The sequence below is a fragment of the uncultured Veillonella sp. genome (assembly GCF_963551295.1).
GTDB lineage: Bacteria > Bacillota > Negativicutes > Veillonellales > Veillonellaceae > Veillonella.
Map to the genome: position 1 here is coordinate 19,307 of NZ_CAUVFT010000006.1, position 17,700 is coordinate 37,006.

Here is a 17,700-nt window from a genome sequence, read left to right on the forward strand (position 1 = left end):
ATCAAAACTTTTTATAATTATGAAAATATAATGCAAATTATCATTAATATAAAACTCAACCAGTTATAATGTACACAAAAAGACCTCGTACATTGTACGAGGTCCTCATAATTAGTCGCGACGAGTACGCATAATTCCCCTATCGGCATTGCGTAAGAAGCGTAATAAATTTTCAATTTCTACGGAAGAGTCCAATTGTAATTCCATTTCTTCAATTGCTTTGGATAAGCTGAATCCAGAACGATAAATAATGCGGAATGCCTGTTTCAAATCACGTCGTACATCTTCGGAAATCCCTGCACGAGATAATCCTACAGAGTTAAGACCGATAACACGTGCCGGTTGACCATCAGCAATTACGTAAGGCGGGATATCTTGTACCACCTTAGCCATTCCGCCAACCATAGCGTTACGACCGATTTTAACAAATTGATGAATACCAGCAAGACCGCCAATAACTACACGATCTTCAACGATAGCGTGACCTGCAAGGCCTGCACAGTTACTCATTATTACATTATTACCAACGATACAGTTGTGAGCCACATGTGTACATGCTTGAAGTAAGCAATTATTGCCTACACGTGTTTCTTCACCCTCACCAGTAGCGCGGCTAATAGTTACGAACTCACGAATAACCGTTTCATCACCAATATTACAATAGCTTTTTTCGCCTTTAAATTTTAAATCTTGCGGTTCCAACCCAATAGATGCGTTAGGATAAATTTCACAACGCTTACCAATGGTTGTCCAACCACCAATTACAACATGTGCACCGATTTGTGTGCCATCGCCAATCTCGACATGTTCGCCGATAACAGCGCCAGGACCTACGATTACATCTTTGCCCAATTTAGCATTTGGATGGACTATGGCTGTACTATGGATGTTGGATTCCGCATTTTCCATGCCTACAACTATCACTACAATCACTCCTCATTCTATTATACAAGGGCAAACATGTATTCACCGCTAGCGCACAATTTGTCGCCAACATAGGCACGGCCTTCAACCTTGCCCATTTTACCTTTAATTTTAACAATATCTACCTCCATGCGAACTTGATCGCCAGGTTTTACAGGATGGCGGAAACGCACTTTATCAATACCTGTAAACATAGGAGTAAGCCCACGATTTTCCTCAGGGTACAATAATGCAATACCACCAACTTGAGCAATAGCCTCAGTCAATAATACGCCCGGCATAACTGGGTTACCTGGGAAATGACCTTGGAAGAATAATTCGTTGAATGTAGCATTTTTAATGCCCACAGCACGTTTCATAGGTTCTAACTCAACAATGCGATCCACTAAAAGCATTGGATAACGATGAGGTAAAATTTCTAAAATATCTTCGTGATTAAGAATCATGGCTGTGTCTCCCTTATTTCTTCCATTATACTGCGAGCCAATCTTGAATTTAGTTCATGACTCGATTTCAAAGCAATTACATGGCCTTCAATTGGTCCTAATAAGAATAAATCTCCTATAACATCTAATGCTTTGTGGCGAACTAATTCGTCATCAAAGCGTGGTACAGATAGACATTTCTCATCATCATAGACTAATGCATTATCTAGGCTACCGCCTTTTGCAAGGCCCATGGCCTGTAATTGTTCTAATTCTTTCATAAATCCGATAGTCCTAGCAGACCCAATATGCTCTTTAAAGTATTCTGGTGATACTTCAAAATCACATTGTTGAGTGCCCAGCAACGGATGACTGTTAATAGATGTGAACGTCATACGATAACCATCATATGGCAAGATCACAACAAAACGGTCTCCATCATAAACAGCATGGGATCGAGTCACTTTATATACCTGACGCGGTGCTGTTTGTTCTTTAATACCAGCCTCTTCAATAAGATTGACAAAAATAGCACTACTGCCATCACCTACAGGAGGTTCTGGAGAATCCATTTCAATATAACAGTTATCAATATTCATAGCACTGAACGCGGCCATCACATGCTCTACAGTGAATACCTTTGCCTCACCATTTTCCAATGTGGTAGCGCGCATAGTGTTCGTCACATTATCAATGTGTGCTCGCACAGAAGGATTCCCTTCAATGTCCGTGCGGACAAACACAATTCCTGTATCTTCAGGTGCAGGTTTGAAAACCATATGTACTGGTTCACCGCTATGAAGGCCAATCCCTTGATATGAAATAGCCTTTTCTATTGTTTGTTGTGGCTTACTCATAAGAATGTCCTTTCATAATCTGAATTCACGTTTACTATACACCAATATGTATTATACCCTATTTGCATAGGCGTTACAAGAAATTTACCATATATTACGCTAATTGGAAAGACTATTCTTAGTCTTTAAAATTTTAATAGATTATTTTTAAACACTAAATTATATGTTATAAAATAAAAAGAGATTTCATCCATGCTAATAGGAATCAGTTTCATCTTGGATATTCCACAATCGCATAAACAAAATCTCTTTAAAATTATTAACTATTGAAAAACATCAGGTGGTGTATCTATTTGTTCACCATAAAAACGACGAGTCCATTTCCAACGGTTATGAAGCCAAAACCAATCTTCAGGATATCGCCGAATATAATCTTCAATAAACTCATTTAGACGAGTTGTTGTTACCGCTATATCACGCTTTTTATCATCTGTGCGTTCCACATAAATTGGTGAATGCGCTTCAATCTCATATTTCTCAGAAAACGGACTATAATGTATGGTTACAAAAATAATGGGCACATCTTGCATACGAGCCAATACAGCTGGTCCCGCAGCCGTCAATGTTTCATAACCAAAGAATGGTGCAAGAACGCCATCATCACCAGGGTCCTGATCCATAATAAGGCCTAAAAATGCACCTTTTTTTAGTTCATTAATCATTTCACGAACACCTGTTTTATAGGTCACATGTTGATGCATAATCCGACGATATTCATTGATAAACTTATCGGCATCACCATTCTGTTTCATAGCCACAGAAATCAACGGATACCCTTCAGAAGCAAGAACGGCACCTAGGAGTTCCCAGTTACCACTATGAACAGCGGCTAAGATTGCACCTCGACCATTTTCTAAGGCATCATCTAAGTACTCTCGATTAATAAACTCCACCATATCTTTGTATGCACCATCTTTAATTTCAGGATAGCGCAATACATCAATAATCATACGGCCAAAGCGTGTAGTGCTAGCTTTCGCAATACGTCGAGCTTCTTTAGGATCATCTGTAATATTACAGAATAAAATTTGGCCTATCGCTAGGCACTTACGTTTAGGTGGCACCACTAACCACGCAATTTCACCTAGCAATGTACCAATAGCATATTGCAAACCTTTAGGTAATAAGCAAATAAAGGCACTAAAGATTTTCATAAACCTATACATGGATTATTAGCTCTCCTTAAGCTGTGCTTTCAAAGCGTCAATTTCTTTTTGTAATTGTTTTACAGTTTTCACCATTTCTGGCAAACGATTCTCGTAAGCAGCCAATTTCAACCACTCTTTATGAGGTCTCATTGGATACCCAGCCATAACAGAATTAGATGGTACATTGCCAGTAATTCCTGTTTTACCTGCAAATTGTACATTATCTCCAATTGTAATATGACCAGTACAGCCTGTTTGTCCTGCAAAGATTACATGGTTACCACATTTTGTACTACCTGCAATCCCAACCTGTGCAATCAAGAAACAATCTTCTCCAATCTCAACATTGTGGCCAAGGTGAACAAGATTGTCAATTTTTGTACCGCGACGTACCAAGGTAGATCCCATTGTAGCATTATCAACAGTAGTGCAAGAGCCAATTTCTACATCATCTTCAAGAATAACATTGCCTACTTGAGGAATATGCGTATGAATACCATTTTCTGTGGCAAAGCCAAAACCTTCACCACCGATAACTGCTTTAGCACGCAATACAACGCGTTTACCCAAAATACAGTTCTCATGTACGATAGCACCTGCATAGATATCAGAATCTTCCCCAATTCGTACATTATGACCAATATATACATAAGGTCGAATCGTTACATTATCACCGATAACAGCATTATCATTAATAACACAATAGGCACCAATAGCTACATTTTTACCAAGTGTAACATTCTTGCCAATAATAGCTGTACTATGCACTTCACGGGGAACTACAACAGGTGGATGGAATACTTCTAGCACTTGGGCGAATGCGGCTTTTGCATTATCAACTACGATTTGCGCCATCGGTGCATTTTTTACTTCCGATTCAACGATAACAGCACCCGCTTGGCATAATGCAATATGTTCAACATATTCACCTATTGCAAAAGTTATGGATTGTTTTACTGCTTGCTCAAAGCTACGTGTCTCAGTAATGACAATAGACTCATCCCCTATAAGTTGACCGCCTACTAAATTTGCGAGTTCCTGTAAAGTTTTTTCCAAGGCAAACTCCTCCCCCGTGGTAATCCTCAATTATTGTGCAGCTTCAGTTGTACTTGTTGCAGCTTGATCTGCTTGTTGTGCATTTTGCTGAGCATCTTGTTGCTCTTGGGCTTTAGCTGCATTTTCAACTTCTTTGATTTGGTCGTCAGAAGCTTTACCCATTTTTGTAATCAAATCATCAGTTACATCAGAGCCACCACCAACAACAGCGCCTTTCTCAATAATAACATCAAGTTTTTTTTCTTTCACAAGTTCATTGATTTTTTGTTCTTGATATTGACGATATTCTTGCGCTTTTGCATTCGCAAAGGCATTTAATTCTTGATTCGCTTGATTAAATACATTTTGTTTAGATGCTTCATCGGCAGCAGCAATTTTAGCATCTAATTCCGCTTTTTTAGCATTGATTTCTTTAGTAATTTCAATGCCTTTTTCAGTACTGTTTGCCACTTTCACGCTATCAACATAACCAACATTATTAGAACCACAACCACCTAAGATAGCCATAGAAGCTACTAAAGATGCACCTAATACTAAAGATTTAATACGTTTATTCATAATATAACTCCTTATTGAACTCGATAGGACGCCTTCACTGCATCAGTAATATCAAGCCCTTTAATATTACCACCATCATCGATGATAACTAAATCCAAATGTTGTTCCTCAGCAATAATTGCTACGCGCATACGAACATCTTCTAAAATGGCCTCATGAAGTGCACTCACTTCAGCTTCCTTATCTGAAAGCTTTTTTGCCCATGTATCATTCCACTCTTGCGCCACAGGCAGGTTATTATTAGCAATGATGGATTGTGCTTGTTGTTGTACCATGGAGTCTCGTTTCTCAGCTAATTCCTTCTGTAGGGATGCAGCGTATTGATTGAGCTCTTCCTGCCCTTTTTGTTGCATTGGAGCAAGCTCAGCCTGTACCTTTGCTTTAATTGAATCTACATCGAAATCCGATGGTTTTCTCTTAGCTAATAAGTCCTTTAATCTTTCTTCTTTTTTAGCTTTTTCAGCCATAGCCGCTGCTCTTTGTGCATCATCTATATATACACGTGCATCATAGGCATATAAGGCTAGTTGAAGGTTTACGATTTCCAGATCATATTCATTAGTACTAACCTTTAACTCAGCTAAATACTTTTGAGTTAATTCATTGCGCTTTGCATTTAATTGCTGATTTAGTTCATTTTCTTTTGTTGCAATACGAGTTTGCAATTCTACCGTAAGAGCATCTGACAAGGTTGAATCCAGTGCAAGCGTTTTCAACTGTTTATCTTGTGTCTCTGACTTGGCATTTAAGGCTTGTTGTTCAAGTTCATATTGCCGTTGTAAAAGTTCCAGTTCATTTTTGGCTTGTTTATAATCCGCATAGGATGGATTAAACTCTAGTACATCATCAATGCGTACAACACCTATTGACATGCCATCAGGACCCTGTTGGTGATTTGTTACAAAACCATAGGCCCAAACCATAGCACTTATTGCAGCAACGAGAAATATGACTAGTCCTATATATCGTTGTTTCCCGTTCATTGTCGTTCTCCCTTACATAGAACTACAGTTTATTTTTTTGCATCAGTAGCTAGTTTTTTCAATACTTGATCTGTAATATCAACACCACCGTATAGTACAGTGTCTTTAGTCATAACAACGCTAAGACCTTTAGCATCACCAACCGCTTTTGCAGCCTCCATAGCTTTATCTTGAACGGATTTAGCAATTTCTTGATCTTTTTTAGCTAGGTTTTGACGAGCTTCTTCAGCAATTTTTTGTTTAGTAGCATCATCTTGTGCTGCATCAATTTTAGCTTGCGTTTCTTGTTGTAATTGGCTTTGATAGCTCATATATTCTTGAGCTGCAGAGATATAAATTGGATTATCTTGAGACAACATACGAGATGTATCGATAACCCCAATAGTACTAGTCCCACTATTACTACTAGGCGAAGCCATTTGCGTATAAGCTAACGCACCAATACCAACAATAAAAATAGCAGCAATGACGATGGAAAAAATCTTTACATTCGCCTTGTTGTTCATCATTCGCATCATAATAGAGTGCCCTCATTTCTTTAAATCACTGCATCAAAGGATGCCATATAGAGATATTGGTGAAAGCCTCTTTAAAAAGAGGCCTTCACCATATACATTTACTATATTAGAATTGTGTACCGAAGCTGAAGTGGAATTTATTTTTGTGTTTACCCACACCATAGTCAAGTTTAACAGGGCCAATTGGTGTTGTAATACGAACACCAGCACCAACGCCATAGTTAAAGGATTTTTTGCTGTTATACCATGTAACATTTGGTGCATCCCATGCATCACCAATATCACCGAATAACACACCGCTAACTTTCTTAACAATTGGGAAACGGAATTCCAATGTAGCATTGTACATCTTTTTACCACGGAATTGATCATCTTCATAACCACGTAAGGAATCAGCCCCGCCCAACGTGAACAATTGGCTATAAGGAGCATCACCTTGGATGAAACCAGCACGTGCACGGAATGCCAATACATTCTTAGCGCCCAATTTCTTGTACATACGAGTTTCAGCTGTGAATTTATAGAAGTCAAAGTCACCGCCCAAGCCATGGCCAGCCCATTGTGTAGTATAGGAAATACGACGACCACGAGTTGGTTCATAGATATTATCACGGGAATCGTATACTTTTTGCCATGTTACGGAGTTAATGCGACCGAAGTTATTTTTTACATAGTTGTCAGATGCGAAGTTATAGGAACCATTATCCCAGTTTGTACCTTTACCCGCATTTTTATCATAACGGAAGCCAGAGCTATCATCATCATCCCATTTATAAGAATCTTTACGGGATTCTAATGTCAAGTAATCACGAGTATATTCCCCAGTTTGACGGCCGAAGGAAATATTGAAACCACGAGATTTCTTATTGTATTCTGCTACTTCATTACCATCTTCATTGTAATCTGTATATTCATCTTCGCGGTTGAAGAAGGAGAAACCAAGGGATGTACCTTTGCTATCGATCCAAGGTTTCAAGTAGGAGATTTGGTAGTTCTTATATTTTTTCTTACCACCGATTTCCCAGTGAACTTTAAATTTATCGCCAGTACCACGGAAGTTATCTTCACCAAACTCAACGATCCCCATCAATCCATCAGATTTAGAGTACCCAGCACCTAATGTAATGGTACCTGTCTTATGTTCCAATACGTCGATTTCAATAATTACATTATTTGGATCTTGTTCACCTGGCAACATACGAACGTTTACGTCATCAAAAAAGCCTAAGTTGTATACGCGTTCTACAGAACGACGTACCAAGAATTTATTGAAAGGTTTTCCTTTCTTTTGAACAAATTCACGAGTAATAACTTTATCGCGAGTTTTCTTGTTACCTGCTGGAATGATATCTTCTACAATACCTTCAACAATGTGTATATGAAGTACGCCTTGGTCATCTACACGGATACCATCAACGTGCGCTAACATATAGCCATCACGAGCATATGCAGCATTAATACCTTGAACTTTTTGACCTACGGATACAGAGTTAAGAACTTGACCTGGTTGAATGTCCATGAACTTAGTCAATACTTCGGAAGAATATACAGTATTACCTTCAAAAGAAACCCCAGTAGTAATTGGATTTACTGTTACGGCAAAGTCCAATTTTACGCCTTCAGGCACTGAAGTAAATACAGGATTTACTTCAGAGAAGTAACCAGTATTACCAAGATTAGTTACATCTTTAAATACGCCATCAACAGATACAGCATCGCCAACTTTTTCAGTTAAAATCGGCAATAAATTTGCTTGTTGTTCAGCTGTAACGCCAGATATAGATAAACCGGTAATCAATTTACCTACGTATGGATTAACAGATTCTGCACTAGCAGATGTGACATATTGTGCTTCTACTGTTGTAACAGCTTGAGTTTGGCCATTTTCAGCAGCCTTATCAAGGTCAGTACCACCAGTAGTTTTAGATACCATTTTTACTTGTTTATCATCAGTTTTTAAAGCAGCATTATTTACTGTAACAGTTCCATCAGAACCTTTTACTACAGTGCCGTCACTAGATATAGTCGTATCACCACGAGCAGCTAAGATAGCCGCATCAGTTTCATCTTGTATAGTTGTAGTAGTTGCATCAGCATTATAAACAGCTTGTGTAATAGCTGCATCATTTGCTTTAGCAGCATTAGTCGTTGTTGTGCTATTTAAATCTGGAGTATAGCCAGCTTGTACCTCAGCAGCAAATACACTGCCTGTCCCCATGACAGCGGTCAACACGGACGCTGCAAGCATACTTTTATAAGCTTTTGGTTTAAACATAAATTCCTCCTAGAACTCATCCCCATAAAGAGTTTACATCTTATTTATAAAGACTAATAAATCTTTATCATTATAGCATAAATTGCTTGGAATGAGTACTATATTAAACAAATTTTATGAAATTAATATGACTAGAATGTGCATACCTAAGGGGTTTACACATTCTAGCCACACTCTTAAAAGCTACGTGTCCAACGACCACCTATATAATTGTTCCCTTTTGATGTATGCCATCCCGTGAACTTAAGGTTTCGTTTAACAGAATATTCTATACCATATTTATTTTGTTTGTTATTAATGCCTTGAGAATAAGTCAACATGACTCTCGGTAATACATATTTACCGATTTCAATATTATAATTACTTGCCGTATCCCTATTGGTTGGCTCATCGGGATCAATTGACCCTGTTGTAATATTGATGCGGTCTAACCCAAGTGTATTTTGTAATGCATCTTGTACATAGCCAAAAGCAAACATTTGAAGCCCTGCTGTAGCCACAGCATTCACATCTTCATTTGTCAAAGTACTACTATTTGAATCTGCACCGCGGCCGAAGGTCAACATGGAAATGATTTGCTTTCTAGACAATGTAGGATTAGAGGACAATGATAAGTCCATATGATCCACTGTCCCTTTTACGCCAAGCATAATAGTGTAATTACTTACATTTGTTTCAGCCTCTAATTGTAAGTTTGGTAAATAAGAGCCACCTACGAAATGGGCATTCCCTTTTGTAATATTAAATACATGGCTCAAATACTTAAACGTGCCATTTCTAACATCGAATTGACCACTAGCAGTTGGATTTTGTAAGGATCCACCAAAATGAACATCGCCACTGATAAACATGTTGTATAAGGTGCGATCATATAAGCGTACACCTTTACCCGCATGAACAGTAACATCCACCCCCATATCTTTGGTACTTTCACTAGATTGTAAGGAAAGAGGAATTTTGAATTGAATCTTTTCAAGATTTAAAGTACCAATAAGGGTCGGCAATCCATCTCGGTCAGCAATATAAAGTTCACCATTCAACGGTCCTCTTACATATTCACTGCGAACCTCTAAGTCTTCTAGCTGAACTGCCGCCTTGTAATTAGTAAGAGTATGTCCAGACCAATTTACTTTAGCAGCCAAACCAGCTGAGCCTTTGCCCATATTAATACGGGATTGGAAATCACCTTGTTGACCAGAGAAAATTAAGTCACCATCAATACCAGTAATTTGATTTTCTACACTTGCCAATTTCATCGTACCATTACGTACCGATACAGTACCATATGCTTCAGGCTGATCAATAGTGCCTGTAATGTGAACCGTGCCTTTTAACGGACCTGTTGCCTCCTTAACACTAGTTGTAAGAAGAGGGATAACAGCCATATTGGCTTCGTTAAAATCAATAGTTACATCCATAGATTTGCTATCATTTGCTGGAATATACCCAGATGTAAAGATTGCCGCTAATGGAATCTTACCATAGACACTTAGCTTATACCCACTTTTGGCACCTTGAATTCGTTGAATCTGAATAACTTGATCTTGCATTGTAGCCAATACAAAACCTTCATCAATACCAACACCATTAAAGGCCCCCGACTCTATAGCACTGGATAATTCTACTTTAGGATTCTTAGTTTCTCCAGTGATATTCACAACACCAGTCACCCAACCAGTAGCTTGAATATCCTTACCCATAAGTGGCAAGAACGGTACTATATCAACATCCTTTAATGCAACCTGTAAATCTGCTTGACCATCAAGATCCATCGTACCGCCTATTGCAATAAGACCATCCCCAACAGGTAGTTTCAAAGTTGTAACTTTGAATTTACGATTAGCAAAACTTGCATTGATAGTTGCATCACCAACAATTTTTTCATCAATACTTACATCATTAATCTTGCCTGTTACATTAACACTTGGATTGTCGCGTGTACCTCCAATTTCAACAGAACCATTTAATTTACCATCAATATGTTCGTTGGACCGGTCTAGCAAGGTTAGCAAATTCTTTACGCTACCATTAGTAACATCTAATACACCAAATAGTTGTCTACTGTCATCAAACTTCATACCACCTTTAACAGCATAGCGACCACCATCGGCTTCAGCAAAGGTGAAATCTTGTACATTTACAACCGATTTATCTGCATAAACACGACCATGAATATCGTTCAATAATTCTCCATTAACTGATAAGGCATCAGATGAAATATAGCCATTGAATTGAGGGTTATCCATAGATCCAGTAATTTGCCCTCGACCAGATACCAACCCATCAACTTTGTAACCCGTATTAATGAGCAATCTGCCCATATCAATATTTTTACCTTCAAAATCAACATTAATTACTTCTTTAGATACTGTACCTCCACCTGTGATAGTTGCACCATAACCTTCAATATCAAATCTATAAAGCTCTAATGTATCATTCTGATAGTTATATTTTGCAAATGCATTGGTCACGAGTTTTCCATAAGCAGAACCATCCCACAAATGAGCACGACCTTCTATAATCGGATTTGCAGCCGTTCCTGTAATATGATTGTCCGTTTCAAACCAACCCGTAATAGGAACATCTGTAACAGTACGAATCACATTTTCAATACGAGCAGCCCGAGCCCTAGCATTTAAATCTAACGCATCCGTATCAAGATTATACCAACCATTAACATCATAGCCCCCATCGCCATCACCAATATGTCCGTTGATAATAGTGAGAATATGGTTATCTAGCTTAATATCACCATGGATATTATTGAATCGAGCCCCTTTATAATGTACCTCTTGACCCCATACAGTGCCCGTTACATTTGGATTATCTACTATGCCTTTTATCGCAAAAGAAGTATTTAAGGTGCCATCAACATCTTGACCAATAATAGGACTTAATGCGGTCAACGGCAATGCATTACCTGAAATAGTGGCATCTACGTTACCATTCTGGATATAGCCATACCCGCTAAGCGTCCCATCCCCCATAGTACCTACAACGGTTATATTTGTACGATTATCAGCATGCGTAAAGTTAGCTTTTACAGTATCAACCACAACACCGTGAATACCTATTTGGCGACCTTCAACAGCGCCTACGGCATCTGTAACTTGATTATTTTTTCCTAAAATACGAATCTCACCATCGATATTGCCTGTAATCGGTGTGGTCATATCTTTTGTGAAAGTGCCTAAAGGTAAATCTTGAGTATTTATAATAGCATCAAAATCCCCTGTATCAGCTACATATTGACCCTTAACCTTTGCGCTACCTTCACCTATAGACAGGCGCGCATCATCAGTACGAACTAAACCGTTATCATATACGATATTCCCTTGTAAACGATCAATATAGTAACCTTTATAAGAAATACCATCACTAGCAATCGTTGCATCTACACGAGGGGCTACTGTCGTACCACCAATATGTGCACGTCCACCTACAATGCCAGTAACACCGACATCTGTTATCGCTTCTAAAGCTACTTTATCGGCCACAACATTAAGATTTAAATACTCTTCCTCTTTACCCAGTGTAACTAATCCATTGATCTTTGCTACTTGATCATTTACCCGCCAAGAACTACGACTAATAACGATTTGATCATTATTAAGCATAATACGCCCCGTGCCATCGGTAATATTATAAATTGTATTACCCCGTTTATAAGTGCCTGTTAAGCCTTTAAAGCCTACATTACCACTCATGATGTATTTGCCATCTTCACTTTTAAGATTCAAATGTACATCTTGTAATTTACCACTCGTTACAGATAATTCCTTACGAAGTGGAACAAAACTCATAATACCAGCAGTATCAATTTCATCAACTTGTACAAAGAGATCAAAATTAGATACATTGTTCATATCAATTTTGCCATTCATGGTAATTGCGGAACCGTCTACATCAGCAGTAAAGGCGCCTTTAGACATGCCACTCATATTAAGCACCATCGTCCCATCAAGATTTTCTACATTTCTCTTTATTCCATCTTTAGTACGTAGAGCTACGCGACCATCATTAATAGTCACAGAACCATCAAAAGTACCCGACCTATTTGGATCGGATGGTTTTACTAACTTAGTTATACTCCACGACCCATCAGCTAATTGCCATATATGAAAGTCTGGAGCCTCAACGATTACACTTGAAATAGCCGTAGCCCCTGATGTGTTGCCACCAATAATATTCGGTAAAGAAGATAGTTTAACTCCTACAGCTACCTCTTGAGCAGTTCCAACTAAATGTCTATCTCTATCTTTGATAGTTACATCTGTTAGAACAACATCACCATTCCAATTAATTCGGAGAGAATCATAGTCTATAGATCCGTTTATGACATTATTTAGTTGTTCTTTAACTATAGGTGCTATGTAAGTTTGAGCCATAGGATTGATGCTGGCGCCAACAATACCAGATAAACCTAAAATCGCTGCACCGATAAGGAGCCACTTTTTACGGGTCATAATGATACTCCCATACACATTATGAATAATATAAATATATATACTAATCTTACCACAGACACAGTAATAACTATAGTATTTTCAGGGTAAATTTTATAAAACATATCAATAACACACATTATCTATAATGCCCACTACAAGAAAAAAGACGACCGAAGTCGTCTTTTTAAGGATCATATTATTGATTGCCGCCTAGTTTTGCCAATTGTTCAACAGCGCCACTATTAGCGATAACTTCAGCACCTTGACCTACAGATGTAGACAATGGAACGCCTGTTAATTGTTCAAGAGCCGCAATGCTAATATTGTAATTGTAAAGAGCTTCTACATAGTTATTACGAGCTGTTGTCAACTTAGTTTCTGCATCAAGTACATCAAGGTTCGTACCAACACCTGCACGGTAACGAAGCGTAGCAATACGGAAACTTTCTTGACCTTGTGCGACTGCAGTTTGTGTACTTTGAATTGTTTGTTCTGCAGATCGTAAATTCAAGTATGCTTTTTGTACGGCTAACAATACAGCATCAACAGTTGCCAAATTAGCTTCTTTTGCTTGTTCAAGTTGTGCATTTGCTTTTTTAATAGCATTTTGTGTTGCACCACCATCCCATAAGTTCCAAGTAGCACTAGCACCAACACTCCAGGACTTTGTGCTTGTACCAAAGTATCCATCTTGATCACCATAGCCACGACCAGCTTTTACAGCTACAGTCGGCAAATAACCCGCCTTAGCAGATTTTACAGCTTCTTCTGCAGATTTTACATCAAGAGCCGATTTAACAAGAGCGGAACGATGAAGCATAGCATATGCTTTCGCTTGCTCCAAGGTTACATTATATGGTTTATATTGTAAATCACGCTCTGCTGTAGTGATAGCTGTTTGTGCAGGGTATGCAATAACTTGATTTAAGTTCGCCTCTGCTAAATTTGCAGCATTTTGCGCTTTTACAAGAGATGTTTGAGAATCATCAAGATTTGTTTTAGCGGCCAATACATCAGAGCTCGCCACTAAACCAACATTATACTGTGCCTCTACATTGGTTACATGACCTTGATAATCTTTAACAGCTTGTTGTGCTACATCTACCATATTGCGGCTCATAATCAATGTATAATAACCGTTAAGAGCATCATATTTTGCTTGTTGTAAAGCCTCTTCATAGCTAGCACCAGTACCTTCACGAGTATAACGTGCAGAATCAATGCTCGCATCAAGTTGTGGATTGAATACAGGCGCACTAATGGAGAAGTTATGACTACCAGATTTGCCACTACCTGTGTCACCGCCCGTTTTTTGAGCACTCCAACCATAACTAACACTTGGATTCTTACCAGCTGCTACTTGGCTTACTGCAGATTTGGCAGCTTCATAACCCCATTTAGTTTGCTTAGCTGTACGATTATTAGCTAACGCTAAATCAACCGTACGGGCTTCGTTTAAAGCTAATGTACGTTCATAGGTTTTACTATCTAAAACAGATTTTTCTGCTAATTGCTTTTGTGTTAATTGAATAGCTTCTTTTTGATATTTGCTTAATTGGTCTCCGTTGTTAACGGATGTAGTTACTACATCAGCGGCGAATGCACCAGTAGTAACTAAAGAAAGCATTACACCTAAGGAAAGAACCTTTTTATTCATAATATGTACCTCCATACTCATATAGAGTAAATGTGTTAGTCATTAGAATACTTGTTTAATACCGAAATAGGTACCTCCATTCGTAGAACTGAACGGTCTGGTCATTTGAATAACGCCATAGGTATCTTTATGCAAACGTATATCACTACGAATACGATATTTACGATGATTAAGGTCATATAGCGCGGCTGATAAGGACACAGGACCACGGAGGTTATAATCCACCCCGAGACCCAATTCACTTTCAAAAATACCACCACGCACCAACCATTTAGAACTAATAAATCGACCTGCATTCAGATCAAAAGTAGTATCATCACCCATATTAGAAAGGCCAATTTCAGCCAGCCCTTTATTGTTAAAGGCACGTACTCTACCATTAACACGGAATTCATTATCCGTTGTGTTATACAACAAATCTACAGATGGTTCAATCTTGGTAAATGACTTTTTTTCAGTCATACCAACCTCTACACTATTTCCATTTACATCCGTTTGGTACGCCTTTCCGCCCATCAGTTTATTGATGCGAGCTGAAATCTGTGCCGTATTATGTAAAGTCTCTTTAATATTTTCTTGTGCCTTAGGATCTATTACAGTTGATTCCATGGTACGAGCCATATTATCTACACGATCAGTAGTTTGTTTTAAATTAGTTAAAATAGCACGCATATCATTGCCTGCATTACCATCAGCATTAAATTGCTGTGCTGCTTGATTTAGTTGAGCCGTTACATCCGCCATATTTTGTGTAATAGCTACCGCATTATCAGCCATCACCGCTGTAGATTGCAAGGAATATTTAAGTGCACTTTGAGTTGCAGGATCACCAATAATACTATTAATAGACTGTAGCATCTTCTCAGTGCCATCCATTAACTTTTGCGCACTCTGCATGGCCTTATCTACAGCATCAACACCTTCACCTTTAACGGAGTCACCATCCTGTAAATATACTTTAGACTGTCCTGGTGAAATTTGAATAAATTTATCACCTAAAAAACCATCTGACCCCAGGGAAAACATCGAGTCGCTTGGAATCTGCGTTTTTTCATCAAGCTTCATCTTAACCACAACGCCACGCGGTGTGATTTCAATATCAGAAACAGTCCCGATGGCCACGCCGGAAAATTTAACCTGATTCCCATTTTTTAGGCCATTTACTTGAGTGAAATCACCTGTAATTGTCATTTGCGGTTTAGCCCAAATATCGATACGACCTACAAATAGTATGCCTGCAATAAATAGAACTATACCTATTATCGTAAAAGCCCCTACCTTGGCCTCCGTCGTCCACTTCATTATATATCTCCCATCGCAGATTCGTTAATCGGCTCTGCTTCACCATGAATAAATTGTTGTACCTTCTTATTTGTAGAATTCTTAAAATCTATTGTATCAGAAATTTCTACAAAATGCCCCTGATCGAGTAAAGCTATGCGGTCAGCAACATAAAATGCTGACTGCATATCATGTGTTACCACGATAGAAGTACAACCAAGCCGATTCTGCATCCCCTTAATTAGCATACTAATCGTACCTGATGTAATAGGATCTAACCCTGATGAAGGTTCATCATAAAGAATTAAACTCGGATCTAGTGCTATAGCACGAGCTAAGCTAACCCGCTTTTTCATACCACCAGATAACTCATTAGGCATATACGACTCATATCCCTTTAAACCAACCCAATCAAGTCTTTCTGCCACAATGCGTTTGATTTCATCATCCTTTAACTTCGTATGTTGACGCAAACCAAAAGCTACGTTTTCACCTACCGACATAGAATCAAACAAAGCTGAATATTGGAATACCATCCCCATCTTTCTTCGTACTGTATTAAATTCATCTTCAGATAATGTAGTTATATCTGTGCCATCTACGATAATCTGCCCTGATGTAGGACGTTGTAAACCTATTAATAAGCGAAGCAGTGTACTTTTACCACTACCACTGCCACCTAATATAACTAACGTCTCCCCATCATTAATAGTGAGATTAACAGAGTCTAAAATCACACGTGACTCATAGGCAACTACAACATTGCGCAGTTCAATCATAAATCCCTCTAAAAATATCTACTAAAATAACAATGTAGATAAAAAGTAATTTAATACAAATACTAAAATAATACTAGTTACTACAGAACTAGTAGTGGAAAAACCCACAGCTTCTGCGCCCATTTTAGTTTCCATGCCCTTATAAGCACCTACCAATGCAATGACAGCACCAAACACACTAGACTTTATAAGACCTAAAGTGAAGTCTGAAATGGTAGAAAACATTTGAATAGAGTCTAAATATGTACTAGGCGCCAAACCCTTGATAACAGTAGCTACAAAGTAACCACCGGCAATGCCGATAACAACACCATAAAATGCCAAAATCGGCACCATAATCATACACGCTACTACACGTGGTACCACGAGGTAACCAACAGGGTCAACAGCCATAACACGTAGGGCATCAATTTGTTCTGTTACCTTCATTGTACCAATTTCAGCCGTGATAGCTGCGCCAACACGGCCGGCTAATACTACACCAACTAAGATAGGGCCCAATTCACGGCCCATAGCTACAGCCATAAGGCCACCTACTGTACTTTGAGCACCATAGGTAATGAGTACATCTGTAATCTGTAAAGTCATAACGGCACCAGCAAAGAGCAAAGTTAAGCTAATAATAGGCAAAGAGTCTACCCCTAGGTGAGCCATCTGCTGAAATACATGCCACAGATTAATCATTTTTAATTGTTTTATTGTTTGCCACACTAATAATGTAGCACTACCCATCTGTGATAGGCCGTTTATGACGACTCGACCTATCGATTCTAGCCAACTCAACAGTGTCT

14 protein-coding genes are annotated in these 17,700 nt (G+C 38.5%); all 14 read right to left on the minus strand.

Annotation, left to right across the window (positions count from 1 at the left end; translation table 11 throughout):
- Positions 1-111: 111 nt before the first annotated feature.
- Complete coding sequence (gene lpxA, locus RYO55_RS02515) at positions 112-924, minus strand: acyl-ACP--UDP-N-acetylglucosamine O-acyltransferase (protein ID WP_004695481.1); 813 nt, start codon at positions 922-924, stop codon at positions 112-114.
- A 20-nt stretch (positions 925-944) separates the two neighbouring features.
- Positions 945-1,370, minus strand: a complete 426-nt coding sequence (gene fabZ / locus RYO55_RS02520) for a 3-hydroxyacyl-ACP dehydratase FabZ (protein ID WP_004695477.1) — start codon at positions 1,368-1,370, stop codon at positions 945-947.
- Entirely contained in the window at positions 1,367-2,206 is an 840-nt protein-coding gene (lpxC, locus tag RYO55_RS02525; protein ID WP_295815520.1) for a UDP-3-O-acyl-N-acetylglucosamine deacetylase, read from the minus strand. The genes fabZ and lpxC overlap by 4 nt, the downstream gene beginning before the upstream one ends.
- Positions 2,207-2,469: 263 nt before the next feature.
- The gene (locus tag RYO55_RS02530; RefSeq protein ID WP_314984030.1) at positions 2,470-3,372 is read right to left on the minus strand and encodes a lysophospholipid acyltransferase family protein; all 903 of its coding nucleotides are present in this window, start codon (positions 3,370-3,372) and stop codon (positions 2,470-2,472) included.
- A gap of 6 nt (positions 3,373-3,378) precedes the next feature.
- Complete coding sequence (gene lpxD / locus RYO55_RS02535; RefSeq protein WP_012864065.1) at positions 3,379-4,410, minus strand: UDP-3-O-(3-hydroxymyristoyl)glucosamine N-acyltransferase; 1,032 nt, start codon at positions 4,408-4,410, stop codon at positions 3,379-3,381.
- 30 nt (positions 4,411-4,440) lie between these two features.
- Complete coding sequence (locus tag RYO55_RS02540) at positions 4,441-4,968, minus strand: OmpH family outer membrane protein (protein WP_012864064.1); 528 nt, start codon at positions 4,966-4,968, stop codon at positions 4,441-4,443.
- Positions 4,969-4,979: 11 nt separating this feature from the next.
- On the minus strand, positions 4,980-5,951 hold the full coding sequence (locus RYO55_RS02545; protein ID WP_314984031.1) for a hypothetical protein: 972 nt from the start codon (positions 5,949-5,951) through the stop codon (positions 4,980-4,982).
- Positions 5,952-5,980: 29 nt separating this feature from the next.
- A complete protein-coding gene (locus RYO55_RS02550) occupies positions 5,981-6,469 on the minus strand; it encodes an OmpH family outer membrane protein (protein ID WP_004695463.1) in 489 nt (162 codons plus the stop codon).
- Between the two features lie 106 nt (positions 6,470-6,575).
- The gene (locus RYO55_RS02555) at positions 6,576-8,744 is read right to left on the minus strand and encodes an outer membrane protein assembly factor (RefSeq protein ID WP_295815509.1); all 2,169 of its coding nucleotides are present in this window, start codon (positions 8,742-8,744) and stop codon (positions 6,576-6,578) included.
- Between the two features lie 176 nt (positions 8,745-8,920).
- Positions 8,921-13,210 (minus strand): translocation/assembly module TamB domain-containing protein, encoded by a 4,290-nt coding sequence (locus RYO55_RS02560; RefSeq protein WP_314984032.1) that lies wholly within the window; start codon positions 13,208-13,210, stop codon positions 8,921-8,923.
- A gap of 178 nt (positions 13,211-13,388) precedes the next feature.
- On the minus strand, positions 13,389-14,849 hold the full coding sequence (locus tag RYO55_RS02565) for a TolC family protein (RefSeq protein ID WP_314984033.1): 1,461 nt from the start codon (positions 14,847-14,849) through the stop codon (positions 13,389-13,391).
- A 42-nt stretch (positions 14,850-14,891) separates the two neighbouring features.
- A complete protein-coding gene (locus RYO55_RS02570; protein ID WP_314984034.1) occupies positions 14,892-16,151 on the minus strand; it encodes an MlaD family protein in 1,260 nt (419 codons plus the stop codon).
- Positions 16,151-16,909: an ABC transporter ATP-binding protein gene (locus RYO55_RS02575; protein ID WP_314984035.1), complete on the minus strand. Its 759-nt coding sequence runs from the start codon at positions 16,907-16,909 to the stop codon at positions 16,151-16,153. Before RYO55_RS02575 ends, RYO55_RS02570 begins: the two co-directional genes overlap by 1 nt.
- Before the next feature lie 21 nt (positions 16,910-16,930).
- Positions 16,931-17,692 carry an ABC transporter permease gene (locus tag RYO55_RS02580; RefSeq protein WP_004695453.1) on the minus strand — a complete coding sequence of 254 codons (762 nt, stop codon included), beginning with the start codon at positions 17,690-17,692 and terminating at the stop codon, positions 16,931-16,933.
- Between the last annotated feature and the right edge of the window lie 8 nt (positions 17,693-17,700).

Excerpts from the sequence above, each read along its gene's own strand:
- RYO55_RS02565 (WP_314984033.1), bottom strand. The coding sequence starts at position 14,849 with ATGAATAAAAAGGTTCTTTCCTTAGGTGTAATGCTTTCTTTAGTTACT.
- RYO55_RS02550 (WP_004695463.1), bottom strand. The coding sequence starts at position 6,469 with ATGATGCGAATGATGAACAACAAGGCGAATGTAAAGATTTTTTCCATC.
- lpxC (WP_295815520.1), bottom strand. The coding sequence starts at position 2,206 with ATGAGTAAGCCACAACAAACAATAGAAAAGGCTATTTCATATCAAGGG.
- RYO55_RS02545 (WP_314984031.1), bottom strand. The coding sequence starts at position 5,951 with ATGAACGGGAAACAACGATATATAGGACTAGTCATATTTCTCGTTGCT.
- RYO55_RS02540 (WP_012864064.1), bottom strand. The coding sequence starts at position 4,968 with ATGAATAAACGTATTAAATCTTTAGTATTAGGTGCATCTTTAGTAGCT.
- RYO55_RS02555 (WP_295815509.1), bottom strand. The coding sequence starts at position 8,744 with ATGTTTAAACCAAAAGCTTATAAAAGTATGCTTGCAGCGTCCGTGTTG.
- RYO55_RS02575 (WP_314984035.1), bottom strand. The coding sequence starts at position 16,909 with ATGATTGAACTGCGCAATGTTGTAGTTGCCTATGAGTCACGTGTGATT.
- RYO55_RS02570 (WP_314984034.1), bottom strand. The coding sequence starts at position 16,151 with ATGAAGTGGACGACGGAGGCCAAGGTAGGGGCTTTTACGATAATAGGT.
- fabZ (WP_004695477.1), bottom strand. The coding sequence starts at position 1,370 with ATGATTCTTAATCACGAAGATATTTTAGAAATTTTACCTCATCGTTAT.
- RYO55_RS02560 (WP_314984032.1), bottom strand. The coding sequence starts at position 13,210 with ATGACCCGTAAAAAGTGGCTCCTTATCGGTGCAGCGATTTTAGGTTTA.
- RYO55_RS02530 (WP_314984030.1), bottom strand. The coding sequence starts at position 3,372 with ATGTATAGGTTTATGAAAATCTTTAGTGCCTTTATTTGCTTATTACCT.